The following is a 24,828-nucleotide window of genomic DNA, read 5'->3' on the forward strand; positions in this document are numbered from 1 at the left end:
GCGCCAACCAGGCCGCGGCCTCAGTGTGTCGTCCCTGCCCCCGCCGAAATATCAACTTTGACAGCCAGCGAAGTGCGCACGGCAATGCGCACTCCTTCGATCATCTGGACCAGCGACATGCTGGCTGCGCCGGGATGCCGTGCCGCCTGCTCCGGCAAGTATGGAATGTGGATGAAGCCAGCCTTCACGTCGCGGCGGCCCGCGAGGGCATGCATCAAGCCGTAGAACACATGGTTGCACACGAAGGTGCCGGCAGTCTGCGACACTGAAGCCGGCAAGCCGACCGCTCGCAACGCAGCGACAACAGCCTTGATCGGCAACGTGGAAAAATACGCTGCCGGCCCATCCCGCACAATCGGCTCATCCACCAACTGCTGCTCGGCGTTGTCCTTGATCGGCGCATCGTCGACATTGATTGCCACCCGCTCCACCGACAGGTCGACCCGGCCGCCAGCCTGGCCGACCGCGATCACCAGCGCCGGCTGCAATTCATCGATCAGCGCCGCCATGGCCGCGTTCGCGTCGCCAAACACGCAAGGCAACTGGCGCGCCACAACACGGAAATCGCCCTCGCCCCAACCATCCAGCGCGCGCACGGTTTCCCAGGCAGGGTTGATAGGCTCTTTATTAAAAGGCTCAAAGCCCGTCAGCAGAACAGTTTTCATAACAGGAAATACAGCAGAATGATATTTGCACCCAGCAGCGGCAAGGCCGTCGGCACCTGCGCCTTGATCACGGCATGACGGTCGGTCAGTTCCAGCAGCGCGGTCGGGATGATGTTGAAGTTGGCCGCCATTGGCGTCATCAGCGTACCGCAATAGGCACTGAACATGCCGATCGCAGCCATGACCGAGGGATTGCCGCCAAACTTCGCCACCAGCACAGGCACGCCGACGCCGCCCGCCATCACAGGGAAAGCGGCAAAGCCATTACCCATCACGATCGTGAACAGCGCCATGCCGACACAATACACCGCCACCGCCACCAGTTTCGAATCGAGGCCGATATAGCTTGTGGTCACCTGCGCCACCGCCTTGCCCACGCCCGCTTCGCTGAACAGCAACCCAAGCACCGCCAGCATATGCGGCAGCACAATCATCCAGCTCATGGCGTCTATCAGGCGGCGCGATTCGCGGCCAGCCTGCAGCGGCGTGGAACGCGTCAACCAGCAGGCCACGCCGACGGCGATCACTGCCGCGCAACCCAGGCTGGCCAGCGTAAGGTACTTCGGGTCCAGCACAAACAGCTCACCGATGCGCACATCCTTGAGCAGCGTGGAGCCCGCCATCGTAACGGCGGGAATGACCAAAGCTGGCACGAACAGCCTATGCCCAAGCCGCGCCGCGCTGGCACGCCGGGCATCGTCCGGCAGCACATCCGGCTTGCCGCTCCTGACGCCGCCAAATCCCGCCAGGATCGCCATGACGATCATCGCCAGCCCCGCCATGGCCGGCGGCAAACGCTCGCCTGCCAGGTACACCATGGCATAGAGAGTCCAGAACAGGCCGGTAGTCCAACGGCGCGGATTGCTGCGGTCGCCAAAGGACATCAGCGCCACCATCGCCAACAGGATGCCCAGCAGGTAATAGAAATACTCGACGCGGATGATCATGCGCTGCCTCCGGCGCGCGGCATCAGGTAGCGATCAAGCCGGCGCAACCGCCATGCGTGGATGATGAACGCGCTGATCGCCGTCGGGATGCCCCACAGGGCCATATGCAGCGGGTCGACTTCAATGCCCTCGGCGCGCAGCACGGTCTGCATCAGGACGATGGCGCCGAATGCAACGAAAATATCTTCGCCGAAGAACAAGCCTACATTGTCGGTAGCGGCAGCCATGGCGCGAACGCGCTGGCGTTGCTCGTCATCGAGTTCAGGATTTCGAAGCAGTGCCGCCCCTTCCGCCATCGGCGCCACCACCGGCCGCACCATATTCGGATGTCCGCCGAGCGAGGTCAGTCCCATCGCGGCGGACAACTCACGGACGGCCAGATAAACAATCAGCAGCCGCCCGGCTGTCGCAGACCGCATGCGCGCCACGGCAGCTTGCGCATGCTCGCGCAAGCCGAAACGCTCCAGCAAGCCGATTGCCGCCAGCGGCAGCAGGTAGATCATCGGCAGGTTTCGCGTCTTGACAAACGCCGTGCCGAGCGAGGCAAACAGTGCCTCGACCGGCATGAAAGCGGCAAAGCCGGTGGTGAAGCAGGCCGCGACAACCACCAGCACGGGGTGCAGCCGCAGCAGGAATCCGAGCACAATCACGGCGACGCCCAACAGCGGCCACATATTGATGGTTGATTGCCATGCCTGCATACTAATTCCCAATAGTCAGGGTTCAACCAGTTCGACAAATTCGGTCGTCCCATTGGCATCATAAATATGCCAGGTCCGTGCCTTGCCGCATGCATTCACTCCCCAGCGTTCCGAATATGCCTGTGGTTCGATAACCTGCTCGCCATTGGCAGTTCGTAAGGTCGCCTGCTGAAGCGGAAGGCGCTCAACTGCCGTTAAGTCAAAGTCGTCGCAACCAGTCATTTTCATGCCAAGTATGACCAGCTTGGAGATCACGTCATTTTCGCTGAACGAAGAACTTGCCAGCCTGGATGCTGACGCTTCACTCCATTGCTGCAAAGAATATGCGACCATTTCCTCCGGCATCGTTCCCAACACCACCCACCCATCTTCGGTTTTGCCACGGTATACAAGCTCGGAGGACATTGCTATTTCTGCCTTCGCTCCTGCGTCTTTGACATACGCTCGCATATTCTCCATGAACGACCCCGTATAGCTCGGCGCGGCACTCGCAAGGCCCGACAACACCGACAGCACCAACAAACTCGCTCCAACGCCAAATCTTCGTATCATAGTCATGAGATAGTTTTCAATATTGGAATGGGCGACTGTAGCTCATCTCGCACTGCATGTCATTTCCTGCCTGGAGACAGCAAAAAAAACGCGCACCGGAGTGCGCGTCTTTTGCGGCAATGCAGAACGATCAGAAGTTCGCCTTGAACTGCACGCCGTAGGTGCGCGGTTCGTTGACGATACCGGTCAGGTTGTTGAAGTCGATCGCGCCCAGGGCCTGGATACGGTTGGTGATATTGCGGCCGTAGGCAGCCAGCTCATACTTGCCGTCGTTCCAGCGATAGCCCACGCGCAGGCCGCCTTCCAGCAGTTCCTTGGCCTTGTACTCGGCTGCTTCGTACAGGAAGAAGTTGTACGAGGTGCGGTATGCCCAGTCGGTGTAGGCGTAGATTTCGCCATCGCCCAGCGGCTGGCTGAAGCGCAGGGTGAAGTTATGCTGCCACTTCGGTGCGCGCGGCAGCGGGTTGCCGTCGATCACGGCGACAGTGCCGCCAGCAATTGCCTTGGTCGGGTCCAGCACGGTGCAACCGCCACCGCAAGGCTGCACGAACAGGTTCGCGTCCTTGATCTTGGTGTCGTTGTAGCTGGTGCCGAAGGTCACGGCCCAGGCATCGCTCAGGTTGGCCTGCAGGTCCAGTTCCACGCCGCGGCCGGTCACCTTGTCGGCGTTGACCAGCTGGTTCATGTTGACCGAGCCGGAACCGGCGGTCAGCTGCTTGTCTTTCACGCGGTAGTTGAACACGGTGGCAGACATGCGCGCGCGGCGGTCGAACAGGTCTTGCTTCACGCCGAATTCCACGGACACCGCCTTTTCGGCATCAGCCTGCGATGGCTTGGAGGTCAGGTCGAACAAGCGGCCTTGCATCGATGGCGCACGGTAGCCGGTAGCGATGCGGCCGAACACGTTGGTATCCTTGTCGACGGTGTAGGTACCGCTCAGGTCCCAGCTTACGTTGCTCGAGGTGTTGTTCAGCGTATTGGATGCCGACTGAGGCGGCTCAACGCGGGTCGCGATGAAGTCCTTCTTATCCTTGGTGTAGCGCAGGCCGGCACGCAGCTTGAACGCTTCGTTCACGGTGTAGTTGATGGTACCGAAGGCGGCATAGGACTTGGCATCCTGCTGCTGGGTCGAGTAGGCGGCGTTCTGCGGGTTGCCGGCAGTGAAGGAGTCGAACGAGATCGAATCGATCTGGATATGCTCGTCGAAGTAGAACAAGCCGGCGATCCATTGCAGCGGGCCCTTGTTGTTGGACTCGACGCGGAATTCCTGCGACCACTGCTTATGGTCAGGAATCAGGTCGGCGGTTTCGACCGGGAACGGGATGAAGCCTGGGCCCATCGGAGGATGGAAGGAGGCGCCATAACCGCCGTCCACGTCGCCACGGCTGTAGAAGTCCAGCGTTTCGTAGCCGGTAATCGAGTGGAAGGTCAGGCCCGGGGTATCCCAGCGCAGGCGCAGGCTGGCGCCCTTGTTCTTCAGGTGCTGCTCGTTGCCGCCATCGGTCGGGTAGGACTTGTAGTCGAAGTTATCGACCAGCTCATTGGTGCCCTTCTTCAGGATATTGGCGCGGAACAGGGTGGCATTGCCGTCCATGTCGCGGGCATGAACGTTCAGCAGCGCGCTGAAGTCCTTATTAGGCTTCAACAGGAACTGGATACGGCCGGCGTTGTCCTTGTAGCCTTCGAAATCGGCGATCGGCGCGCCCGGACGGTCGTTGTGCACGCGGTCGCCGCGGTGCTGCGATTGCAGCGAGATACGGGCGGCCAGCACGTCGTTAACTGGAATATTGTAGGCGCCTTCCAGGTTGCGCACGCGGTCCTTGCCGAAGCCTGCGTTGACGTAGCCTTCCTGGCGGAACACCGGCTTGGCGGAGTCGAACTTGATCACGCCGGCCGGGGAGTTACGGCCGAACAGGGTCCCTTGCGGGCCGCGCAGCACTTCCACCTGGTCCACGTCGAACACCGGGAAGCCCTTCAACATCGGGTTTTCCTGCACGATGTCGTCCATCACCAGGCCAACCGGCTGGGAGGCGTTCAGGTCGAAGTCGGTATTACCCAGGCCGCGGATATAGAAACGCGGGAAGGTACGGCCGTAGTCGGATTCGACGGAGACGGATGGCGAACGGCCGTTCAGGAAACGGATGTCCTGGCCGCCGGAAGTCAGCACGTCCAGCTTTTCGCCCTTCAGGGTGGCGATCGCCATCGGCACGTCCTTGATGTTTTCGGCGCGGCGCTGCGCCGTAACGATCACGGTCTCCAGCTGGCCCGGCTTTTTCACTTCTTCGGTGGTGGTAGTGGCTTCTTGCGCGAACGCGCCATGAAGGGGAAATGCGCCGGCCACGGCCAGTGCAATCAGGGAGTGCTTGAGGCGTTTATCCATACCCGATGTTCCAATCTTTAAAAGAAAAGTAACGTAATGTTGCAATGGCGCAAATCCTAACACGAAAGCAAATGCCTTCTCTTACTTACGAGAAACCCCTCATTTAGTTGACTTGCATATAAATAAGTAAGCAAAAACGTATTTGCCATACATATAGCGCCTGCTGCATAGTAGTGAGCCACGAATCCATGCCGTGAGAAGCGGATTCGACTGCAGGAACAAGTGATTGCAGTTTGATTACGTGCCCAAGAATTAATCAAGGGTACATGTACAAAATTTGCATTTGTGCGTTGTTGGCAAGCTACAAGGTGCCGTGGCAGGGATTGGCGCGAAAAAGCGGAACGAGGCACTCCATAAAAATATACAATAACGAACTTCGACGGAGCCCTTACATGAAAATCAAACAACTTAGCATGATGATCGCCGCAGTTGCGGTGGCAGCCAGCGCAAATGCGGCTGATCCGAAGCTGGGCATCGTGTACGACGCTGGCGGCAAGTTCGACAAGTCGTTCAACCAGTCCGCTTTCGAAGGCGCTTCGCGCTTCCAGAAGGAAACCGGCATCAAATTCATCGAAGTGCAAGCCAGCAGCGATACCCAGGCTGAGCAGGTGCTGCGCGGCCTGGCCCGCAAGAACCTGGACCTGATCGCTTCGATCGGCTTCGCCCAGACCCAGGCGGTGCAGAAAGTCGCCAAAGAATTCCCGAAAGTCCGCTTCGTCCTGATCGACGGCGTTGCACAGGGCAATAACGTCAATTCCGTGACGTTCAAGGAAGAAGAAGGTTCTTACTTGGTTGGCGTGGCCGCTGCCATGGCCTCCAAGTCCAAGAAGCTGGGCTTCATCGGCGGTATCGATATTCCGCTGATCCGCACTTTCGCCTGCGGCTACGCCCAGGGCGCCAAAGCGACGGACAAGAAAACCGAAGTGATCTCGAACATGGTCGGCACCACTTCCGCCGCATGGAACGACCCTGCCAAGGGCGGCGAACTGGCACGTGCCCAGTTTGACCGCGGCGTGGACGTGGTGTTCGCCGTGGCCGGCGGTTCCGGCATGGGCACCCTGCAGACCGCCAAGGAAAAAGGCAAGTTGTCGATCGGCGTCGACTCCAACCAGAACCACCTGTACCCCGGTTCCGTGCTGACCTCCATGGTCAAGCGCGTGGACAATGCGGTGTACGACTCCTTCATGCAAATGAAGAACGGCACCTGGAAGGCCGGCGTGACCGCCAAGGGCCTGAAGGAAGGCGGCGTGGATTGGGCACTGGACGAGAACAACCGCAAGGTGATCACGCCTGAGATCGAAAAGAAAGTCATGGGCGCGCGCAAGGACATCATCGATGGCAAGATCAAAGTCATCGACATCCGCACCACCAACGCCGCCTGCCCGGCTTAACAAGCGATACCAATAAAGAGAACGCGCCGACGGGGGACTCCCGTCCGGCGCGTTTTTCAGTAAATAAGACCCGAAAATCCTTATGACGCCAGCAGTAGAATTCCGCAATATCTCCAAGCATTTTGGGGCGGTCAAGGCGAATACGGACGTCACTTTCTCCATCGCCAAAGGGGCCATCCATGGCCTGGTGGGGGAAAACGGCGCCGGCAAATCGACCTTGATGAGCATCCTTTACGGCTATTACCGCGCAGATGGCGGTGAGATCCTGCTGGACGGTAAGGCGCAGCACATCCACAACTCGCACGAAGCGATCCGCCTCGGCATCGGCATGGTGCACCAGCACTTCATGCTGGTCGAGAACATGACCGTGCTCGATAACGTGATGCTGGGCAGCGAAGGCGGCTTCCGCTTGCGCGAGCACCGCGCAAGCGTCGAAAAGAAGCTGCGCGAAATCTGCGACCGCTATCGCCTGGACGTCGATCCGCTTGCCACCATCCACGACCTGTCGGTCGGCGCCCAGCAGCGCGTCGAAATCCTGAAGCAGATCTACCGTTCGGCCAACATCCTGATCCTGGACGAGCCGACCGCCGTCCTGACCGCACAGGAAACCGAATCGCTGTTCGAAATCCTGAAGCTGTTCAAGGAGCAGGGCAAGACCATCATCCTGATCACGCACAAGCTGCAGGAGATCAAGGACATCACCGACACCGTCACCGTGATGCGCGGCGGCCGCGTGGTGGGCGCAGTGCAGACTGCCGACACCAGCAAGGAAGAACTGGCGCAGATGATGGTCGGCCGCCCGATCGAAAACAACCTGCCGCGCGGTGAGTACAATCCGGGCAAGGCTGTGCTGGAAGTGAAGAACCTGCAGCTCTCCGACGACAACGGCGTCAAGCTGCTGCAGGACATCAACTTCACCCTGTGCGCCGGCGAAATCGTGGCGATTGCTGGCGTGTCCGGCAACGGCCAGTCCGAGCTGATGGAAATCCTGTCCGGCATGAAGCTGCCGACTTCCGGCGAAGTGGACTTCGAAAGCAAGCCGCTGCCGTTCGCCGGCCGCAGCGATGCCGACGGCCTGCCGACCAAGTTCCGCGAGCTGGGCATCGGCCACGTGCCGGAAGACCGCCTGCGCGACGGCGTGATCAAGGCTTTCTCCGTGATGCAGAACACCTTCTTCGGCTACCAGGACAAGGTGAAGAACAAGTGGGGCCTGATCGACTTCAAGGGCATCGCCCAGCGCTGCGCCGGCCTGATGAAAGAGTTCGACGTGCGCCCGGCCAATCCGGACCTGCGCATTGGCCTGCTGTCCGGAGGTAATCAGCAGAAGGTGGTGATCGCTCGCGAAGTGCTGGCCAAGCCGAAGCTGATGCTGGTCGGCCAGCCGACCCGCGGCGTCGACATCGGTACCATCGAATCCATCCACACCCAGCTGCTGGCCCTGCGCGACCAGGGTGTGGCGATCCTGCTGGTATCGGTCGAGCTGGAAGAAGTACGCGCCCTGGCCGACCGCATCCTCGTGATGTGCGGCGGCAAAATCACCGGCGAACTGAAAATCGACGAATTCGACACCACCCGCATCGGCCTGCTGATGGGTGGCATGCACAAACACTGATCATGACTACGAACGATATGCCACGTTGGGCAACCGGCTTTGTCCTGCCCATCCTGAACCTGATGTCCGCCCTGCTGGTGGCCGCGCTGGTGATCCACCTGCTCGGCGAAGACCCGCTGGAGTCGATGCAGATCCTGATCAACAGCGCCGTCGTGAATCCGGAAGGCCTGAGCTACACGCTGTTCTACGCCTCCACCTTCGTGTTCACCGGCCTGGCCGTGTCGATCGCGATGCAGGCCGGCCTGTTCAACATCGGCGCCGAAGGCCAGATGTACTTCGGCGGCCTTGGCGTAACGCTGGCCATGCTGGCCTTTGACGCCTCGCTGCCGTGGTACCTGCTGATCCCCGCCGGAATCATCGGCGCAGCCCTGTTTGGCGCCCTGTGGGCCTTCATTCCCGGCTACCTGCAAGCCAAGCGCGGTTCGCACATTGTGGTGACCACCATCATGTTCAATTTCATCTGCGCCTCGCTGATGAACTTCGTGATCGTGAAGTACCTGATCCCTGCCGGCGAACAGAATACCGCCTCGCGCGTATTCTCGACCGCCGCAGAAATGCCGCGCCTGAATAGCCTGTTCCCGATCCTGGGCGAAACCCCGCTGAATATCGGCTTCTTCTTCGCCATTGCCGCGCTGGTGGTGTACGGCGTCGTCATGGGCCGCTCCGCCTGGGGCTACAAGGTACGCGCACTGGGCCTGAACCAGCACGCCGCCCACTACGCCGGCGTGAAAATCAGCGCCATGATCATCATCGTCATGATGATTTCCGGTGCGCTGGCCGGCCTCGGTGCGGTCAACTCCATCATGGGCTCGACCCACTACCTGTCGCTCAACTTCGTCGGTGGCGCAGGCTTCGTCGGCATCGCGATTGCGCTGATGGGCCGCCAGCACCCGGTCGGCATCTTCCTGTCGTCCGTGCTGTTCGGTGCGCTGATCCAGGGCGGCTTCGACCTGTCGCTGGAAAAACCGAATATTCCAACCGAAACCTTCATCTTCATCCAGGGCTTGATCATCCTGTTCTGCGGCGCTATGGAAAACCTGTACGCTCCGGCCATCATCAAGCTGATCAAATCGCGCAAGGGCTAACACCATGACTTTCGAAGATCTCCACCTGGGCTCCATCCTCGTCTCCACCGTGCGCAATGCGCCGGTGCTGATTTTCGCCGCCATGGCCGGCCTGTTCGCGGAACGCTCCGGTGTCATCGACATCGGCCTGGAAGGCAAGATCCTGGCCTCCGCCTTCGTCTCGGCGGCCGTGGCCTTCGCCACCAAAAACCCATGGTTCGGCATCCTGGCCGGCATGGGCGTGTCCGTCGTGCTGGCGATGCTGCAAGGCTTCGTCGCCATCACCCAGAAGGGCAACCAGCTGGTGGGCGGCATCGCAATCAATATCGCCATGAGCGGCCTGACCTTCGTGGTCGCGCAGTACTTCTTCCAGCAAGGCGGCCGTACCCCCGACCTGGGCGAAGCGCGCCTGTTCGACGTAGTGCTGCCGGGCAGCGCCGCCGTGGCCGACGTGCCTTTCCTCGGCTGGTTCTACACCAAGCTGATTGGCGGCCACTCCGTGCTGGTCTACCTGGCCTTCCTGCTGGTGCCTCTGGTGCACTGGTTCCTGTACCACTCCCGCTTCGGCCTGCGCCTGCGCGCTTGCGGCGAGAACCCGCATGCAGCCGATGCGGCCGGCGTCTCCGTTGAACGCACCCGCTACACCGCCATGCTGATCGCCGGCGTCCTGTGCTCCTTCTCCGGCGCCTACCTGGCCATCGTGCAATCGGGTTTCTTCCTGCGCGATATGTCGGCCGGTGCCGGTTACCTGGCGCTGACCGCCATGGTGTTCGGCAACTGGCGCCCGCTGTACACCTTCCTCGGCTGCCTGATGTTCGGCTTCTTTGGCGCCGTGCAGATCCAGCTCGAAGGCGTGGACCTGCCGGTCATCGGCCGCATCCCGGGCGCCCTGATCCAGATGGTGCCTTACGTCGTCACTGTGATCGTGCTGGCCGGCCTGATGGCCAAGTCGGTGGCGCCAAAAGCCATCGGCGTACCGTTCGTCAAGTCGCGCTAGGCGCCCCCTCCTTCGCCCTGCGCCGGCCCAGGCCGGCCAGGGTTGCCAATCCCGCCAGCAGCATCAAGCCCGCAGCCGGTTCCGGTATCGGCGCCGGCAAGATTTCATAGATGGTCAAGTCGGTCCAGTACCAGGTACGGCTCCAGTCCTCCCATCCGTAACTCCATTGCGAATATTGGTCCCCGGTGCGGAAGCCAGCCCCCCAGCCGGAAAACGCCTCGTCGTTTCCCCACCAATTGGCGTCCACCGACAACTGGCCGGTCAACCTATAACTGAATCCAGTAATCTCGCAACGGAAATAGGGATCGCTCAAGCTCAGGCACCCATCCAGGTACTCGCGCCCCGCAATGACCAGCGACGTGAGCTCCGCCAGCGAAATCACACCATCTCGATTTATGTCCTTGCCGCGGAAGCTGCCTTCGACGCGGGCATCGTGAATGAACGCACCATTCTCGTTAAAGCCCGTATAACTGAATTGCCAATCTTCCGCGCAGGCACTGCCCGCGGCGCAAGCTAATGCAAGCGCCAAAACTTGTTTGCAAGCCATGATGCCCTCCCCTCGTGAGAACCGGACTTTGATGCTAGCAGTAAGCCGCCAAAGATCGAGCCCAGCCGGTATGCGGTGCGCAACACCCGTCATTGTTGTGCCGTGAGGATGAGAGGTTTATATTGCAAGAAGCAAGGAGGGCTCTCCATGGATCGGCGCGTCTGGTTTCTGCTCAAATTATTGCTCGCGGCAATTTGCTGCTTCGGGTTAAGCCTTGCCGCACGTGCGCACGAGACCCCGGTCACGCACGTGGTATTTCCCCGCTATTTCTCGATACTCGACACCGGCAAGGGTTTCGACTGGATCGTACTGCAGGCAGCGATGGAAAAGACGTCAGCAAGGTTCGGTCCCTTCACGCTATCGCCTTCACGAGAACCGGTATCGGTCCCGCGCATGCTGCAAGAACTGGCCCGCCAGGATGGCGCCATCAACGTCATTGCCCGCGCCACCCACCGCGACCTGGAGACGCAGTTCCAGCCCATTCGCATCCCGATCGACCGTGGCTTGATGGGCATGCGCCTGCTGCTGGTGCGCAAAGCCGACCTGCCGCGCTTCGCCAGCGTGCGCACGTTGGAGGAGCTGAGGCATTTAAGTGCCGGTCAGGGCACAGGCTGGGTCGACTCCGCGGTGTTGTCAGCTGCTGGCATCAGCGTCGTGGAATCGCCGAGGCCGGGCAGCCTGTATGGGATGCTGGCAGCGGGCCGTTTCGATTTCTTCCCGCGCGCGGTGGACGAGGCGCCACGCGAATACGATGTCATACGCAAGTCCCACACCGACATCGCCATTGAGCCGACGCTGATGCTGCGCTATCCCTTGCCCCGCTATTTCTTCGTGCGCCGTGATGCGGAAGGCGACAGGCTGGCAGAGCGTATCAAGACCGGCATGGAGATGATGGTCAAGGACGGCTCGCTCGCGGCGCTGTTCCACAAACACAAGGGCCCGCTGCTAGAACAAGCCCATATCGGAAAGCGGCGCATCATCGAGCTGCGCAACCCCGAGCTGCCGCCGGAGACTCCGCTCCAGCGTAGCGAGCTGTGGATCAAGCCTTGAGTTGCGGCGCATCGTGCCGGTCTACTCGCACAAACGCGAGTATCCCCAGCGTCAGCACAGCAAACGCGGCCCCCGCCCCAAAAGTAAAGGCGGGGCCGTAACGGTCCCACAGGAATCCTGCCAATGCACTCGATACCAGCAGTGCGACGCCGCTGGCCAGGTTGAACAAACCGAAAGCCGTACCGCGCAACTGGGCCGGCGCCGCGTTTGCCACCATGGCCGACAGCAGGCCTTGCGTCATCCCCATGTGCAGGCCCCACAGGCAAACACCGGAGATGACCGAATGCCAGCCCTGTGCCACTGCCAGTACGGCGTCCGCTGCCACCAGAACCAGCAGGCCACATGCGAGCAGAAACCTGGGACTCACGCGGTCCGACAATTTCCCGAAGGGATAAGCTGACAGCGCATAGACCAGGCTCATTGCAGCCATCACCAACGGCACCTGGGCCAGGCCCATGCCGCGCTCCTGTGCGCGCAAGACAAGAAAGGCTTCGCTGAAGCGGGCCAGCATGAACATCACGCCAAGGCCGACCAGCCACCAGTAGGAACTTTCAAGAAGGCGCAACTGCTCGCGGCGCAGCGGATTGACACGCTTCCGGCCCGGCGCAGCATTCGGTTCGCGCACGCCCGCCATCAGCAATAATGTCGCCAGCACACCGGGAACCACGGCCACCCAGAACACGCTACGGAAATCGTTGGCCCACAACAGCATCAGGCCTGCTGCAAGCAGAGGGCCGGCACAGGCGCCCACGGTGTCAAGAGACTGGCGCAAGCCGAAAGCCTCGCCGCGCATGGCTTGCGGCGCCAGGTCGGCCACCAGGGCGTCGCGCGGCGCACCGCGGATCCCTTTGCCTGCCCGGTCCAGCAGGCGCGCCGTGGTGACCATTGCCATCGAGCCGGCAATCGCGAACAGGGGTTTGGAAAAGGCCGCCAGGCCGTAGCCGATAACGGCCAGCAGTTTGCGTTTGCCCAGGTAGTCGCTGAGAATGCCGGAGAAGACTTTGACGCCCAGGGCGGTAGCTTCCGCCAGGCCTTCGAGAATACCGACAGCCAGGCCGCTGGCGCCCAGCGCCCCGACCATAAACAAAGGCAGCAGGCTGTGGATCATCTCGGAGGAAATATCCATCAGCATGCTCACCAGCCCCAGCACCCAGATGCTGGCAGAAAGCCTGCTGTTGGGTGGATGCCGGGAGGCCACCTTCAAGACCTTAAGGCCAGATCTTTTGCAGCAGGCCAGCCAGGTTGTAGCCGCCCTTGATCAACTGCTCGCGCGCCAGCGCCGATGAGGGCACTGGATAGCTGTCAGGCACGGTCATCGCCCACACGGTATAGCTTTCGCCATTGCGGCTGGTCTGCTTGCTGGCCACGCCTACTTTCACGTCGGCATAAGCCTGCTTGGCGGCGACCAGCGAGTCGTTGGCCCATTGCTCTGGCCAGGTGATGGCATCGCCCTTTGGCAAAGTGACGACCGGCTTGCCGTCGATCGCCCACTGGCTGAACTTGTCCACCGTGCGCATGCTGCTGCGGCGCATGGCGTAGTCGACCACCGTGGTGTCCCAATAGGAGTGGAACGGCTTGGTCGGGTACTTGGAAGGTGCTTCGTCGCCAGCAGGAATGCCGCTCTTGGTGCTGGCGGCGGCAAGTGCCGCTTCATCCATCTGCAGGTTGTTGCCGCCGCGCGAATCGAAGATGTTCAGTGAGTCGATTTCCTTGTCGGACTTCGGCACCACGAACTTGCCTTCCTTGTCCACGAAGGCCGCGCCAACGTGCAGCGGCTGGTGGATGTCTCCGGCCAGGTGGGTCAGGATCAGCAGCGCCTGGCGCTTGGTGAATTTGCCGTCGCCCTTGCCCTGCAAGGCGGCGATGCATTGCTGCAGCACCTGCACCACGTCGTGCTCGGAAGTACCGGCGCCGTGCAGGTGATACTCGGTCAGTTGGAAAGGCACGTCCGTGTAGTGGTATTCGCTATGCTTCGGATGCGCCGCCACGTAATCGTTCATCTCTTGCGTCTGCGGGCCGCAGAAAGTGCCCTTCACGCAATCCGCCCAGTTGGCGATCTTTTCCAGGTCTTCACCCGGCTGCAGCAAGGCCTTGACTTGCTTCTCGGCGTTGGAGCCTTTGATCAGGTTATCGGCAATCGCGCCCACGATACGGTGGCCGGCATTGCCCCAGGCCAGCGCGTTGGTGGACAGGAAGGCGCCGGACAGCGCAGCGATCAGTGCTAATTTCTTCATTCTTCTTTACCTTTGTTCGGTTTCGGGTAGTTCTTGTTGACGTCCAGCGGCTCTGCATACTGCGAGCTCCACGCCTGTTCCTGCAGCGCGTACACGCGCTTGGCCATCGCTTCGTTGCGCATCACCACTTCCATATTGCGCGACAGGTCGAAGTAGCCGCCAGCCCAATTGCTGGTGCCAACCCATGCCAGTTTGCCGTCGATGACCAGGGTCTTGCTATGCCACACGCGGGCGAACGGTATGAAGCCGGTGGAAGCCTTCGGGATGGTCACGATGCGTACTTCCACATTCGGCAGGATGGCTAGAGATTTCAGGTGCTGGATGGCCGGTGCTTCGAGGTTCCAGTTCGACACCAGCAACTTGACCTTGACGCCGCGCGTGGCGGCAGCGCGCAGGGCGTTGTCGACCACCGCGTAGAACGGACGCGTGCCGTTCGGCCCATAGCTCAGGGGCGCGTAGTCCAGCATCGAAACGCGGATCTCCTGCTTTGCATCGGCCAGCAGCGCCGGCAGAACGACCTCGGAATCGGGCACACCTGCCGGGTTAAAGCCGCCAGGGCTCGCAATCAGGAAATTGGCCTCGGCAGGCAGCGTGGACGCCAGCGCAGCGGCTGCCGGTGCACTGGCCAGTATCGCGGCCTTGGCCTGCAACGGTGCGACCACCTTGCCTGCAGCCAGCGCTGCTTGCGCAGTCCAGTCCTGCTCGAAGATGGCCTGGACCTGGCCAACGATCTTGGCATCGGTAATGCGCAAGCCGGTCTCGTGGATATGCGTGAATGCGCGCCAGTCGAAGTTCTGGCTGCCGATGAAGGCAACCTTGTGGTCCACGGTCAGGTATTTGGCGTGGATGATGCCGTTGCCGGTGAGCAGGCTCACGTCCAGCACGCGCATCTCGAGGTTCGGGATGGCGCGCACGCGTTCCACCGTGGCCTTGTCGGACAAGCCGGTCACGCCCTTCTTGTCTACCAGGAAGCGGATCTTCACGCCGCGCTTGCCTGCCGCCTCCAGGCGCTCGATCACCTTCTCGAACGGCGCTCCAGGCACGCTGGCGATGTAGAACTGGCCGATGCAGATTTCTGACTTCGCATTGTCGAACAACTCGGTCCAGACTTCGGCCGGGCCGCGCAGGTCGTCGCTCTTCAGCGTGGTTTCAACCGGCGCGGTCTGCACCAGTTCAAAGCCGGGAATCTGGAAAGCCGCGTGGGCGCTGGTGAAACATGCAGCCAGTGCGGCTGCGAGGAGATAGCGGCGCATAGCCTGCCTTTCTTTACTTGGTACGAATAATGCGCGGCACGGCGCCGTAAGTGCCGGCCGGTTTATTGTCCTGCTCCAGCCGCACCAGGTAGCTACGCAGCGAATCGACATCGCGCACGCCGGTCGCCGCCTGGTTGCTGCCCTGGCGGAAGGTCACAAAGCCGTCATTGCCTTCAGCCAGGAAGTTATATACCGCCACTCGATAGCTGGCGCCTTCGTCGAGCGGCGCACCATTCAACTTGACGCTGTCGCGCACGATGCGCTGGCCCTTCGGCTTGCGAGTATCCCAGGAATAGGTGAAACCTTCCGAAACCTGCAGCAGGCCCCGTTTATCAGCCTCACTGCCGTTCCACTGCCCTTCCAGCAGCGCGAGAATTTGCGCACCGGTCAGGTTCATCACCACGATCTCGTTCCCGAATGGCAGCACAACCTGAGTTTGCGCCATAGTCACCACATTGTCGGCGCCTGCGTCGAGCGCGGTGCGGATCCCGCCTGTATTGGTGAACGCAATCTGCCCCCCCCACTTGCGGGCCGACGCGAGAATGGCGTCTGCAACCACCTGGCCCAGCGGCGATTCGTCGGCATTCGGCATCAACTGCTTGCTGATCGATGCCAACGCGATCTTTGCCACCGGCTTGTTCAGCTCATCGCTGCTGCGTGCGCGCACCGAAGCGAGCAGCGCATCCACTTCCGGCATGCCCGCGTATTTACCTGGCTCCACCACGATATTACGCGCGCTGGCATCGACCACGGCCCCTGTCTGGCGATCCACCACCAGAGAGATGCGCGACAGCATGTGGCCGAATTTTTCAGCCTGCGTCACCAGCTTGCCGTCCACGCGGCACAGGTAGCCGGTGTGCGAATGCCCGCTCACCACCAGCCGCACGGCGGGGTCGAGGCGGCTGACCACGTCGGCGATGTCGCCATCGAGATCGTTGCAGTATTGCTGGTCGTAGCGTGCCTTGGAATGGCCGCCCTGGTGGATCAGCACCACGAAGACAGTCGCGCCTTGCGCGCGCAATTCCGGCAGCAGGCGATTGACCGCCTGCGCCTCGTCAATGAACTGAAGGCCGCTGATGCCGCCCGCGGCCACCAGTTCCGGCGTGTCCTTCAGCACGGTGCCGATGAAGGCGACCTTCACGCCCTTCACTTCTTCGATGCGGTAGGCCGGCAGCAAGGGCTGGTTGCTGCGGGTGTCGATCACGTTGGCGGCCAGGTAGCTGAACCTGGCGCCATCCCAGGACGGGTTGAATTTGCAGGCCTTCTCGGGGCGCGGCGAATTTGCGCAGCCGCCTTTGGCCTGGCGCAGCAGTTCCACGCGGCCGGCGTCGAATTCATGGTTGCCGACCGAAGTGGCGCGCATGCCGAGCAGGTTCAGGGCCTGGATGGTCGGCTCGTCGGCAAACATCGCCGACATCGCCGGGCTGGCGCCGATCATGTCGCCGGCGCCGACCACTACCAGGTCCGGATCATCCTTGCGCCAGGCCTGTACCGTGGCGGCCACGGCGTCGATGCCACCCGCCTTGACAGAGTCATTGAAGCGCGACGCCTCCAGGTGGCCGTGCAGGTCATTCAGGCCGACCAGGGTCAGCTCAACCTGGTTGTCGGGACGCTGCGTTGCGCAGCCAGCCAGCAAGGCCGCCAGGGCCAGTGGGCGCAGTAAAGGCTTCATGGAGATCACTTTGGATAAAAGGAGATTGTACAGGTCCCGCTGTTTCCGGCGCATACCGGGAAACGATATGTTACGCACAAAAAAAACGGGCCTCGCGGCCCGTTTTTTCTTCATGCACTCAAGCTTAGAACTCGTAGCGCAGGGTAGCCTGGATGGCCCACTGCGATTCGCCCTTAACCTGGCGAACTTCGTAGTCTTCCACCGAGTCGCGCACGCGGTACACGTACTTACCGGTAGCTGGATCAACACCTGCGAAGTCGACGAAGGAACGAGCGTGGCCGCCGGAAGAGGCGAAGCCGACTTCGTTGATATGACCCCATTTCTTGTTCAGCAGGTTGCCGACGTTGAAGATGTCGAAGGTGAAGGAAGCCTTGTTACCTGCGAACAGGCCAGGGATTTCCTGCTTCACGCGCAGGTCGAAGGAGTGGGTCCATGGAGCGAACGAATCGTTACGCTTCACGACGTGGCCCTTGGCGTTGCGCAGGGAGCGGTACTGGTCAACAGTCGCCCAGAAGCGGTCTTCGTTGGCGTGGTTGGTTGCAGTGTCGCCAGCAAAGATGACTTCACCCGAACGCGGCGCCGAAGGAATGTACATCAGGTCATTCGAGGTGGTGCCGTCACCGTTCATGTCGTTGTTGAAGGTCCAGCTGTATGGCTTGCCGGTCTTGCCTTCATAGAACAGGCCGAAGGTGGTGTTGTAGTTGCCGAAGAAGGCCTTGCGGAAGTTGACCATCGCGTTGAAGCGATCCTTCACCAGGTACGAAGAGTTGGACGCAACTTCTTCGTTCGGGTTGAAGGCTGGACGGGAACCGTAGTTCGAGCCCGAGGTCGACGAGGTCAGAGGCGAAACTTCCTTGGCATCGGTGTAGGTGTAAGCCATCGACCAGCCGAAGCCACCCAGCAGCGGACGGCTCAGGGACACGGTTGCCAGGGTGCTGTCGCCTTCCTTGGTGTTGGTTGCGACCAGTACGTTGCCGTAGTTGGCGTTGCTGTTTGCCTTGCTGCGCGCACCAGAGCACTGTGGGCTGCCTGGAGCGGTGCCGTTGGTGGTGGTCAGGCTGCCGGTCGCGGTCCAGCAACCTGGCTGCAGCGCCTTGTCGGTGTAGTACAGCGGACGGCCGTCGGTGCCGATCTTCTGTGGCGCACCCAGATTCAGGTTCTGGTAGTAGATCGAGTCTTTGGTCTTCAGCTTCAGCAGTTCTGCGCCGAACACGACGTTGTACCAAGGCAGTTCGGTGTCGAAGGCAATGTTAGCTTTCCATACGGATGGCTGCCGCAGGCCCTTGGCCAGCGCATCGACGTTGGCAACTGGCGGCGAACCGCCGGCCAGGGTCGGCTGCTTGTTCACGTCTGGGCTGAAGATGCCGGTTGGGCAGGTCACGGAGGAGCTGCCGCACTGGATGGTCATGGTGGCCACACCGTTGTTCTGGTATGGGTTGCCCAGCCATACGGACATGGCAGCGCCCTGGAACAGGCCTGCACCGCCGCGGATCTGGGTCGGACGCTCGGTATCCAGCTTATAGTTGAAGCCAACGCGCGGCTGGAACAGCTTCTGGCCGTCGATGGTGTTGGTGTTGTCCAGGCCGAAACCACCGGTCTGGCGGCCCTGGGTTGCGGCGGTGCCTGGCACTGGAGCAGCAGCCACGGCAGCGTTCTGGGTCGGGGACTCAGGCAGGTCGGCGTAGTCGACACGCACGCCAGCCATTACGCTCAGGCGGTCGTTGACAGTCCAGGTGTCCTGCAGGAACAGGCCGTAGGACTTCAGGGTGAAGTGCGCGATCGCGTCGTTGAAGCTGCGGCCAGCTTGCGGCACCTGCACCGAGAAGCTCGATGGACGGCCGTTGGCGTAGTTTTCCAGCACGGCAGCGGTGATTTGCGCGTTGGTCGCGGTACCGCAGCTGATCGGCTTGTTGCCATTGAAAGCGTAGTTGACGTTGTTCAGGCAAGCGAAGGTGTAGGAACCGTATACGCCCTGCAGGAAGGCGTTGGTGACTTCGTTCTTGTTCAGGTCACCGCCGAACTTGATCTGGTGGTCGCCCATGGCCAGGTTGCCGCCCAGGTAGGCGTCCAGGGTCTTGGTGCCCAGCACATTGCGCTGGCGCGAGAACTCGGTACCGAAGTTCAGGAAGCGGTTGCCGGTCGACACGGTCGACGGGGTGCCGGCTGGGTTAGGACCGGAGAACTGCAGGCCGATCGATGGCAGGGTGGAGTTCACCGCTGGCACGGAATCGTAGTCGCGGGTGGAGAGCTTGAATTCGGTCGAGAAGTTCGGGGTCCAGTCGGAGTACAACTGGGCTACCTTGGTCTCGATGGTTTTCTTCTGCGCGTACCAGTAGGAGTTCAGCGACAGGCCAGTGCCGCTCAGGCCTGGGAACTGCGGCTCGGACTGTGCTGTCTTGGACCAGCGCACCATCAGGCGGTGATCATCGTTGATGTTCCAGTCCACCTTCAGCAGTTTGTCGGTGACATCCATTGCCAGGCCTTCAGGGATCTGCGAAGTGCCGGCGTCAAAGCCATACTTGGTCTTGGAGATGTCTTGTGCCTGGGCGATCGCGTCCGGAGTAATGCCGACGTTGGTCATGCTCGAACCCAGTGGGCCGAACTGTGGCGCAGCGCGCGACGACTCCAGTTTTTCGTAGCCGGCGAACAGGAACAGCTTGTCCTTGATCAGTGGCAGGCCCAGGGTGGCGCCCTTGGTAGTTTCCTTGAATGGAGCCGGGGCGGTGTAGGTATCGGTCGACAGGTTGTAGCGGTCGCCTGCCAGGGTATCGTTACGGAACACGTAGTAGACCGAGCCGTGCACCTTGTTGGTACCGGACTTGGTCACAGCGTTGATATTACCGCCGGTGTAGCCCTTCTGGGTCACGTCGTAGTTGGCAACGTTTACCTGCACCGATTGGATCGCCTCGATCGAAATCGGTTGCTTGGCGGTTGGGGAACCATTAGCTTCCAGGCCGAACGTGTCGTTCACGGCCACGCCGTCGATGGTCATCGAGTTGAAGCGCGAGTTCTGGCCGGCGATCGACAGTTCGCCGCGTTCCTTGTCGGTCTGGGAAACGCGTGGGTCGGTACGGGCGTAGTCTTGCAGGTTGCGGTTGATCGAACCCTGGATGGACAGTTCGGAAGCGCTGATCGAGGTTTGGGTGCCCATATTGGTGCGCGAGAACTTCTCGGCACGTGCGGCGTTGGCGCCGGCAATGGTCACGGTCTGCATGGCCTGACCGATGGTGGCGTCCACTGCTGCGGTTTCAGCAACTTCAACGTAGACGTTTTCACGCTTTTCGGAAACGCCGTTCTTGGTAATGGTGATCGTGTACGGACCGCCGGCGCGCAGGCCGCGAGCGATGTAGCGGCCTTCGCTGTCGGTAACGACATTGCTTGCCGAGCCGGACTCTACGTGCAGCACGGTAACGGTTGCGCCAGCCGCTGGCTTGCCGTCGGAACCCGAAATACGGCCACCAATCGCGGAGGTCGTGTTCTGGGCGAATGCCGGAGCGGCAAACACCAGGGACAAGCTAAACGCAATTTGCGTCAGCCGGAGCCGTTTGTGATTCATCATTGATATACCCCAAAAGAGAACAAATTATTGGTAAATGTCGGCATCTTGCTGCTTGCCGCATTTGCGCTTTTTACTAATGTTGCAAAAATAGTTGCCGCCCAGCGAGTTTAGGCACCTTCCATGACAGGGGTGCTACAGCTTCGTGACATTTGTGTGACGCTTGGGAATTCACAGTTGCATAGACGTATCTTTTCGCCAACTATGCCTGAAAGGCCCTCGCGAAGACAAATTCATTTTCCCTTGCGTATTTATACGCAGGGAAAATAAATTGCTCTTCGTTATACGATTTTCTGCAATTACTGGGGGCGTTCAGGCGGAATTATAAAGAATCCTACGCCTTGTGTGACTTTTGTAACCTTAAGGATTTACAAAACGATGCGCGCACTTGTGGCAAAAGGGCCACAAGTGCGGCTAAACAAGCGCTTACTTTGAGGAAGTTGCAACGTCGGCTTCGAATTTGGTGAAACGGGCATCCAATTGTTTCAGCAGGCGCTGCTTGTCTGCTTCAGCCAGGAAGCCGTAGCGGATGCTGTCATAAGAAAGCTTTTTCACTTCGGCATAGCTGGTTTTGTAGCGGCTGGCGAACAGCACGTATTCGTTGGACAAGGTATTGCGGCTCACGCCGGTATCGTCACTCGACAGCACGAAAGGCACGCCATACTTTCGGTAGATATTGAGCGGATGCGCCTCCCCCTTTACGCCCAGGATGAATTCGTTTGAAGTCAGGTTCACTTCCACCGGAATATTTTTCTCGCGCATCTTCTTCAGGATCGCCAGCGGCTGGCTCTCGTGGGCAATATCCATGCCGTGGCCGATGCGCTTGGCGCCGGCGACATCGATCGCTTCGGCGATATGAAACTTCAGGCCTTCCGGCGGCACCTGGCCCAGGGCCAGCTCGCCGGCGTGCAGCGACAGCTTCACCTTCGGGTATTTGGCGCTCAGGAATTTGTACATGCGCATGTGCAGCTTGTAGTCGCGCATCGAAACCGGATAGTGCTCGGCGCCGACGATATTCACCGACACCACTTTCGGATTCTGGCTGGCGATCTTGAAACCGGCTGCCATCTGCGAGAACACGATCGACGGCGACAGGAAGCGCAGCACGAAAGGCTGGTAGCGCATGGTGAAGTTGTCATCGTCGATGCCGGCGCTGCTGCTGTCGACGTAGGCGCTGTAGTCGGCGACGCCCTTATTGAAGGCCGGGCTGGCTTCCAGCTTGGCCAGATAGGCGGCGAAGCCAGCTTCATCGCTCAGCTTGCCGTCGAATTCGGCGTCGAAAGTGATCGGGGCGATCTCGAACACAGTTTCGATATAGCCCACATTTTCGGCGATCGCGCGCTCTTTCAGTCGCTTTTGGCCGTCATTTCCGTTAGTCGAGGCAACGTCGTTGAAGCGCGGGAAGGTGGTGAAGAAGGCCAGGTCGGGCGCCAACTGGTTTTCGCTGTGGTTGTAGAAGTCCAGGGTAGACCATTTGTGCAACAGTTCGCGGTAGGCGACAGGATCCTGTTCGAGTTGGGCGACCGTCGCGCAGTTCTTGCGGTCGGCAGCCTTGTCGGCCTGCACGCTCCAGGTGGTCTTGTCGACGCAGTAGCCCAGCTTGTCGACCCATTCCAGGTATTGCTCGGCGTAGATGGAGCCGGAGTAATGGTGGTGCAGGTCGGCACCCTTCGGCATATTGTTGAAGAACAGGGCCAGTTCCGCCGTCTTCGGCGCCGGGCCGGAAACCAGTGAAGCGAAGTGGCGCGCGGTGATTTCCGCATTCGACGCCGCCCCGGCGCCTGGCGCGGCAAAGGCGGTGGAAATCGCGGCGGCAAGCAGGAGACGGGTCAGTGGCTTTGGCATGTTCTTTCTCTCGGCGTAGTGGACTTGGGCCAGCCCTATGCACGCGCATGCACCAGGCGGCCACCCGAGTAGGTCGCCGCAACGGCGCGGTCATCCCCCAGCAGCGCCAGTGCGAACAGCAATTCTTCCAGGCTGTCGGTCTTGGCGCTACGGCGTGCCAGCAGCGGCGTGGCCTGCGGGTCGATCACGATAAAGTCCGCTTCGCGGCCGGCGGCAAAGCTGCCGATCGTGTCGTCCAGGTGCAGGCTGCGCGCGGCGCCCAGCGTCGCCAGGTAGAACATGCGCATGGCAGGCAAGTAGCTGCCCTTCAAGCGCGCTACTTTATAGGCTTCATTCATCGTTTGCAACATGCTGAACGAGGTGCCCGCGCCGACGTCGGTGGCCAGCGATAGCAGCATGCCGGCCTTGTCGGCTTGCTCGAAGTCGAACAGGCCGGAACCGAGGAACAGGTTGGAAGTCGGGCACACGGCAGCGGCGGCCCGGGTTTCGGCCATGCGCGCGCGATCCCCTTCATCGAGCCAGATGCAATGGCCGTAGACGGCGCGCGGGCGCATCATGCCGTAGCGGTCATACACGTCGAGGTAGCTGCGCGCCTGCGGGAACAGGGTTTTGACCCAGGCGCATTCTTCCTTGTTTTCCGACACGTGGGTCTGCAGGAAGGTATCCGGATATTTCCGCGCCAGCTCGCCGGCCAGTTGCAACTGGGCTTCCGTTGAAGTCGGCGCAAAGCGCGGCGTGATGGCGTACAGCGAACGGCCCTTCTTATGCCAGCGCTGGATCAGCGCTTCGCTTTCCGCGGCGCCGCTTTCGGCCGTATCGCACAGGAAGTCGGGGCAATGGCGGTCCATCATGACTTTGCCGGCGATCATGCGCAGGCCGCGCTTTTCACTGGCAGTAAAGAAGGCATCCACCGATTGCGGATGCACGGTGCCATACACCATGGCGGTGGTGGTGCCGTTGCGCAGCAACTCGTCGAGGAAGAACTCGGCCACCTGGGCGCCATGCGCCGGGTCCTCGAACTGGCGCTCGGTCGGGAAAGTGTATTGCTCCAGCCATGGCAGCAGGCCGGGCGCCGGCGAGGCGATCATGTCGGTCTGCGGGTAATGCACGTGGGCGTCGATAAAACCGGGCATGAGGATCTTGCCGCGGTAGTCTGTCACCGCCACGCCCGGCGCCAGGGTTGGCGCCAGCGTCGCGTAGTCGCCTGCCGCTTGCACCTTGCCGTCGGCAACGATCAACAGGCCGTCTTCGTGCCAGGCGTGAGCGCGTTCGATGAAGGCCGGATCGGCGTGAAAATGCAGCAAGCCTGCTCGGTAGGCTTGCACGCTGGTGGATTTGCTCATGCTTAGTCTTTCGCCTGGGATTCCCAGACCATCAGTAATTGTGCGGCAACCGAGGCGGCAATGACCGCTGGAGCCTTGTTGATGATACCCGGTAGCCCGATCGGGCATACCATGTTTCGCGTGCTCAAGCCTTTTACCTCGAGGCGGGAGGTGAACTGGGCGCGCTTGGTTTTGGAGCCGATCAGGCCGAACCAGCCGACGTCCGGCCGACGCAGGATCGCTTCGGTCAGTTGCAGGTCCAGCGCGTGGCTGTGGGTCAGGACCAGGTAGCTGGCATTGTCCGGCGCCTCGTCGACGCAGGCTTCCGGCGTGTCGGTGGCCTCGATGGTGACGTTGCCCGGCACCTCGGCCGGGAACATGGCGTCGCGCTCATCGACCCAGGTAACCGTACAGGGCAACTCGGCCAGCGCGCGCACGATGGCGGCACCGACGTGTCCCGCGCCAAACAGGACGAGATGCGCACGCGGAGCCTTGACCGGATCAATCAGCCAGCGGCGTCCGCACGCATCGGTGTGGATATGCGTTTCCTTGTGCTGCTCGGCTATCAGCCGGCATTCCGCTTCGCCATCGATGGCGGTGCTGCGGCAGCTATCGACCTGCCGGCGTTGGCGCAGCTGCGCCATGGCCTCTTCCAACCCGCCGCTGACCGGTTCGAACAGCAGCCAGACGACGCCACCGCAGCATTGGCCCAGTGAGGGCCCCAAGGCAAACCGCTCAAAGTGAACCCGCATGACACGCGCAGCGTGTTGTGCGGCCGCAGGGGTCTGGCGTTGGGGCGTGACACGCGCAGCGTGTTGCGTCCCAGGGCCTGACCCCACGGTTTCCGCCGCGCAGAGAGACAGCATTTCACGCGCAATCTCCAGCGCCTTGTGCTCCAGGTGCCCGCCGCCGATGGTGTCGAACTGGCCGCTTGCGGTGACCAGCATATGCGTTCCCGCCTCGCGCGGCACCGAACCTTCGGCGCGCGCGACCGTGACCAGTACCGCCGGTTCCCCGGCTGGCGTCAACCAGTCAGTCAT

19 protein-coding genes are annotated in these 24,828 nt (G+C 61.1%); 5 read left to right on the top strand and 14 right to left on the bottom strand.

The window, feature by feature from the left end; translation table 11 throughout:
* Positions 1-20: 20 nt before the first annotated feature.
* The 5 genes from pcp to ASD58_RS14545 form a co-directional block, all read right to left on the bottom strand.
* Positions 21-665, bottom strand: a complete 645-nt coding sequence (pcp, locus tag ASD58_RS14525; RefSeq protein ID WP_057261866.1) for a pyroglutamyl-peptidase I — start codon at positions 663-665, stop codon at positions 21-23.
* Positions 662-1,612, bottom strand: a complete 951-nt coding sequence (locus ASD58_RS14530) for a DUF979 domain-containing protein (RefSeq protein ID WP_057261867.1) — start codon at positions 1,610-1,612, stop codon at positions 662-664. The genes pcp and ASD58_RS14530 overlap by 4 nt, the downstream gene beginning before the upstream one ends.
* Complete coding sequence (locus ASD58_RS14535; protein WP_057261868.1) at positions 1,609-2,313, bottom strand: DUF969 domain-containing protein; 705 nt, start codon at positions 2,311-2,313, stop codon at positions 1,609-1,611. Before ASD58_RS14535 ends, ASD58_RS14530 begins: the two co-directional genes overlap by 4 nt.
* Positions 2,314-2,328: 15 nt before the next feature.
* On the bottom strand, positions 2,329-2,835 hold the full coding sequence (locus ASD58_RS14540) for a hypothetical protein (protein WP_156401281.1): 507 nt from the start codon (positions 2,833-2,835) through the stop codon (positions 2,329-2,331).
* Positions 2,836-2,995: 160 nt separating this feature from the next.
* Complete coding sequence (locus ASD58_RS14545) at positions 2,996-5,245, bottom strand: TonB-dependent receptor (protein ID WP_057261870.1); 2,250 nt, start codon at positions 5,243-5,245, stop codon at positions 2,996-2,998.
* Positions 5,246-5,637: 392 nt separating this feature from the next.
* Here ASD58_RS14545 and ASD58_RS14550 point away from each other — a divergent pair, with 392 nt between their 5' ends.
* The 4 genes from ASD58_RS14550 to ASD58_RS14565 all read left to right on the top strand — a co-directional run bounded on the left by ASD58_RS14550 (position 5,638) and on the right by ASD58_RS14565 (position 10,309).
* Positions 5,638-6,636, top strand: a complete 999-nt coding sequence (locus tag ASD58_RS14550) for a BMP family protein (RefSeq protein ID WP_057261871.1) — start codon at positions 5,638-5,640, stop codon at positions 6,634-6,636.
* A gap of 82 nt (positions 6,637-6,718) precedes the next feature.
* Positions 6,719-8,248 carry an ABC transporter ATP-binding protein gene (locus ASD58_RS14555; protein ID WP_057261872.1) on the top strand — a complete coding sequence of 510 codons (1,530 nt, stop codon included), beginning with the start codon at positions 6,719-6,721 and terminating at the stop codon, positions 8,246-8,248.
* Between the two features lie 2 nt (positions 8,249-8,250).
* Positions 8,251-9,333, top strand: a complete 1,083-nt coding sequence (locus tag ASD58_RS14560; protein WP_057261873.1) for an ABC transporter permease — start codon at positions 8,251-8,253, stop codon at positions 9,331-9,333.
* Between the two features lie 4 nt (positions 9,334-9,337).
* Entirely contained in the window at positions 9,338-10,309 is a 972-nt protein-coding gene (locus ASD58_RS14565; RefSeq protein WP_057261874.1) for an ABC transporter permease, read from the top strand.
* On the opposite strand, the gene ASD58_RS14570 is transcribed toward ASD58_RS14565, so the two are convergent.
* Positions 10,296-10,856, bottom strand: a complete 561-nt coding sequence (locus ASD58_RS14570) for a PEP-CTERM sorting domain-containing protein (RefSeq protein ID WP_162253016.1) — start codon at positions 10,854-10,856, stop codon at positions 10,296-10,298. The two genes, ASD58_RS14565 and ASD58_RS14570, sit on opposite strands and share 14 nt — an antisense overlap.
* A 147-nt stretch (positions 10,857-11,003) precedes the next feature.
* Here ASD58_RS14570 and ASD58_RS14575 point away from each other — a divergent pair, with 147 nt between their 5' ends.
* Entirely contained in the window at positions 11,004-11,906 is a 903-nt protein-coding gene (locus ASD58_RS14575) for a hypothetical protein (RefSeq protein ID WP_229209983.1), read from the top strand.
* On the opposite strand, the gene ASD58_RS14580 is transcribed toward ASD58_RS14575, so the two are convergent.
* The 8 genes from ASD58_RS14580 to xdhC all read right to left on the bottom strand — a co-directional run bounded on the left by ASD58_RS14580 (position 11,896) and on the right by xdhC (position 24,828).
* Positions 11,896-13,038: an MFS transporter gene (locus ASD58_RS14580; protein WP_082565440.1), complete on the bottom strand. Its 1,143-nt coding sequence runs from the start codon at positions 13,036-13,038 to the stop codon at positions 11,896-11,898. The two genes, ASD58_RS14575 and ASD58_RS14580, sit on opposite strands and share 11 nt — an antisense overlap.
* Before the next feature lie 76 nt (positions 13,039-13,114).
* On the bottom strand, positions 13,115-14,140 hold the full coding sequence (locus ASD58_RS14585; protein ID WP_057261876.1) for a S1/P1 nuclease: 1,026 nt from the start codon (positions 14,138-14,140) through the stop codon (positions 13,115-13,117).
* Entirely contained in the window at positions 14,137-15,393 is a 1,257-nt protein-coding gene (locus tag ASD58_RS14590) for a phospholipase D-like domain-containing protein (protein ID WP_057261877.1), read from the bottom strand. The genes ASD58_RS14585 and ASD58_RS14590 overlap by 4 nt, the downstream gene beginning before the upstream one ends.
* A 13-nt stretch (positions 15,394-15,406) precedes the next feature.
* Positions 15,407-17,065: a bifunctional UDP-sugar hydrolase/5'-nucleotidase gene (locus ASD58_RS14595; protein ID WP_057261878.1), complete on the bottom strand. Its 1,659-nt coding sequence runs from the start codon at positions 17,063-17,065 to the stop codon at positions 15,407-15,409.
* Between the two features lie 124 nt (positions 17,066-17,189).
* Complete coding sequence (locus ASD58_RS14600; protein ID WP_057261879.1) at positions 17,190-20,624, bottom strand: TonB-dependent receptor; 3,435 nt, start codon at positions 20,622-20,624, stop codon at positions 17,190-17,192.
* 423 nt (positions 20,625-21,047) lie between these two features.
* Positions 21,048-22,466 carry an adenosine deaminase gene (locus ASD58_RS14605; protein WP_057261880.1) on the bottom strand — a complete coding sequence of 473 codons (1,419 nt, stop codon included), beginning with the start codon at positions 22,464-22,466 and terminating at the stop codon, positions 21,048-21,050.
* 35 nt (positions 22,467-22,501) lie between these two features.
* Positions 22,502-23,809, bottom strand: coding sequence for a guanine deaminase (gene guaD / locus ASD58_RS14610; RefSeq protein ID WP_057261881.1), 1,308 nt, complete (start codon positions 23,807-23,809; stop codon positions 22,502-22,504).
* A 2-nt stretch (positions 23,810-23,811) separates the two neighbouring features.
* The gene (gene xdhC / locus ASD58_RS14615) at positions 23,812-24,828 is read right to left on the bottom strand and encodes a xanthine dehydrogenase accessory protein XdhC (protein ID WP_057261882.1); all 1,017 of its coding nucleotides are present in this window, start codon (positions 24,826-24,828) and stop codon (positions 23,812-23,814) included.

Source organism: Duganella sp. Root1480D1, assembly GCF_001427305.1.
GTDB lineage: Bacteria > Pseudomonadota > Gammaproteobacteria > Burkholderiales > Burkholderiaceae_D > Rugamonas.

Bases quoted from the DNA above. Each gene is read 5' to 3' on its own strand.
- ASD58_RS14605 (WP_057261880.1), bottom strand. From the start codon at position 22,466: ATGCCAAAGCCACTGACCCGTCTCCTGCTTGCCGCCGCGATTTCCACC.
- ASD58_RS14570 (WP_162253016.1), bottom strand. From the start codon at position 10,856: ATGGCTTGCAAACAAGTTTTGGCGCTTGCATTAGCTTGCGCCGCGGGC.
- ASD58_RS14545 (WP_057261870.1), bottom strand. From the start codon at position 5,245: ATGGATAAACGCCTCAAGCACTCCCTGATTGCACTGGCCGTGGCCGGC.
- ASD58_RS14550 (WP_057261871.1), top strand. From the start codon at position 5,638: ATGAAAATCAAACAACTTAGCATGATGATCGCCGCAGTTGCGGTGGCA.
- ASD58_RS14565 (WP_057261874.1), top strand. From the start codon at position 9,338: ATGACTTTCGAAGATCTCCACCTGGGCTCCATCCTCGTCTCCACCGTG.
- ASD58_RS14535 (WP_057261868.1), bottom strand. From the start codon at position 2,313: ATGCAGGCATGGCAATCAACCATCAATATGTGGCCGCTGTTGGGCGTC.
- ASD58_RS14580 (WP_082565440.1), bottom strand. From the start codon at position 13,038: ATGCTGATGGATATTTCCTCCGAGATGATCCACAGCCTGCTGCCTTTG.
- ASD58_RS14530 (WP_057261867.1), bottom strand. From the start codon at position 1,612: ATGATCATCCGCGTCGAGTATTTCTATTACCTGCTGGGCATCCTGTTG.
- ASD58_RS14585 (WP_057261876.1), bottom strand. From the start codon at position 14,140: ATGAAGAAATTAGCACTGATCGCTGCGCTGTCCGGCGCCTTCCTGTCC.
- ASD58_RS14595 (WP_057261878.1), bottom strand. From the start codon at position 17,065: ATGAAGCCTTTACTGCGCCCACTGGCCCTGGCGGCCTTGCTGGCTGGC.
- guaD (WP_057261881.1), bottom strand. From the start codon at position 23,809: ATGAGCAAATCCACCAGCGTGCAAGCCTACCGAGCAGGCTTGCTGCAT.
- xdhC (WP_057261882.1), bottom strand. From the start codon at position 24,828: ATGACTGACTGGTTGACGCCAGCCGGGGAACCGGCGGTACTGGTCACG.
- ASD58_RS14560 (WP_057261873.1), top strand. From the start codon at position 8,251: ATGACTACGAACGATATGCCACGTTGGGCAACCGGCTTTGTCCTGCCC.
- pcp (WP_057261866.1), bottom strand. From the start codon at position 665: ATGAAAACTGTTCTGCTGACGGGCTTTGAGCCTTTTAATAAAGAGCCT.
- ASD58_RS14555 (WP_057261872.1), top strand. From the start codon at position 6,719: ATGACGCCAGCAGTAGAATTCCGCAATATCTCCAAGCATTTTGGGGCG.
- ASD58_RS14575 (WP_229209983.1), top strand. From the start codon at position 11,004: ATGGATCGGCGCGTCTGGTTTCTGCTCAAATTATTGCTCGCGGCAATT.
- ASD58_RS14590 (WP_057261877.1), bottom strand. From the start codon at position 15,393: ATGCGCCGCTATCTCCTCGCAGCCGCACTGGCTGCATGTTTCACCAGC.
- ASD58_RS14600 (WP_057261879.1), bottom strand. From the start codon at position 20,624: ATGATGAATCACAAACGGCTCCGGCTGACGCAAATTGCGTTTAGCTTG.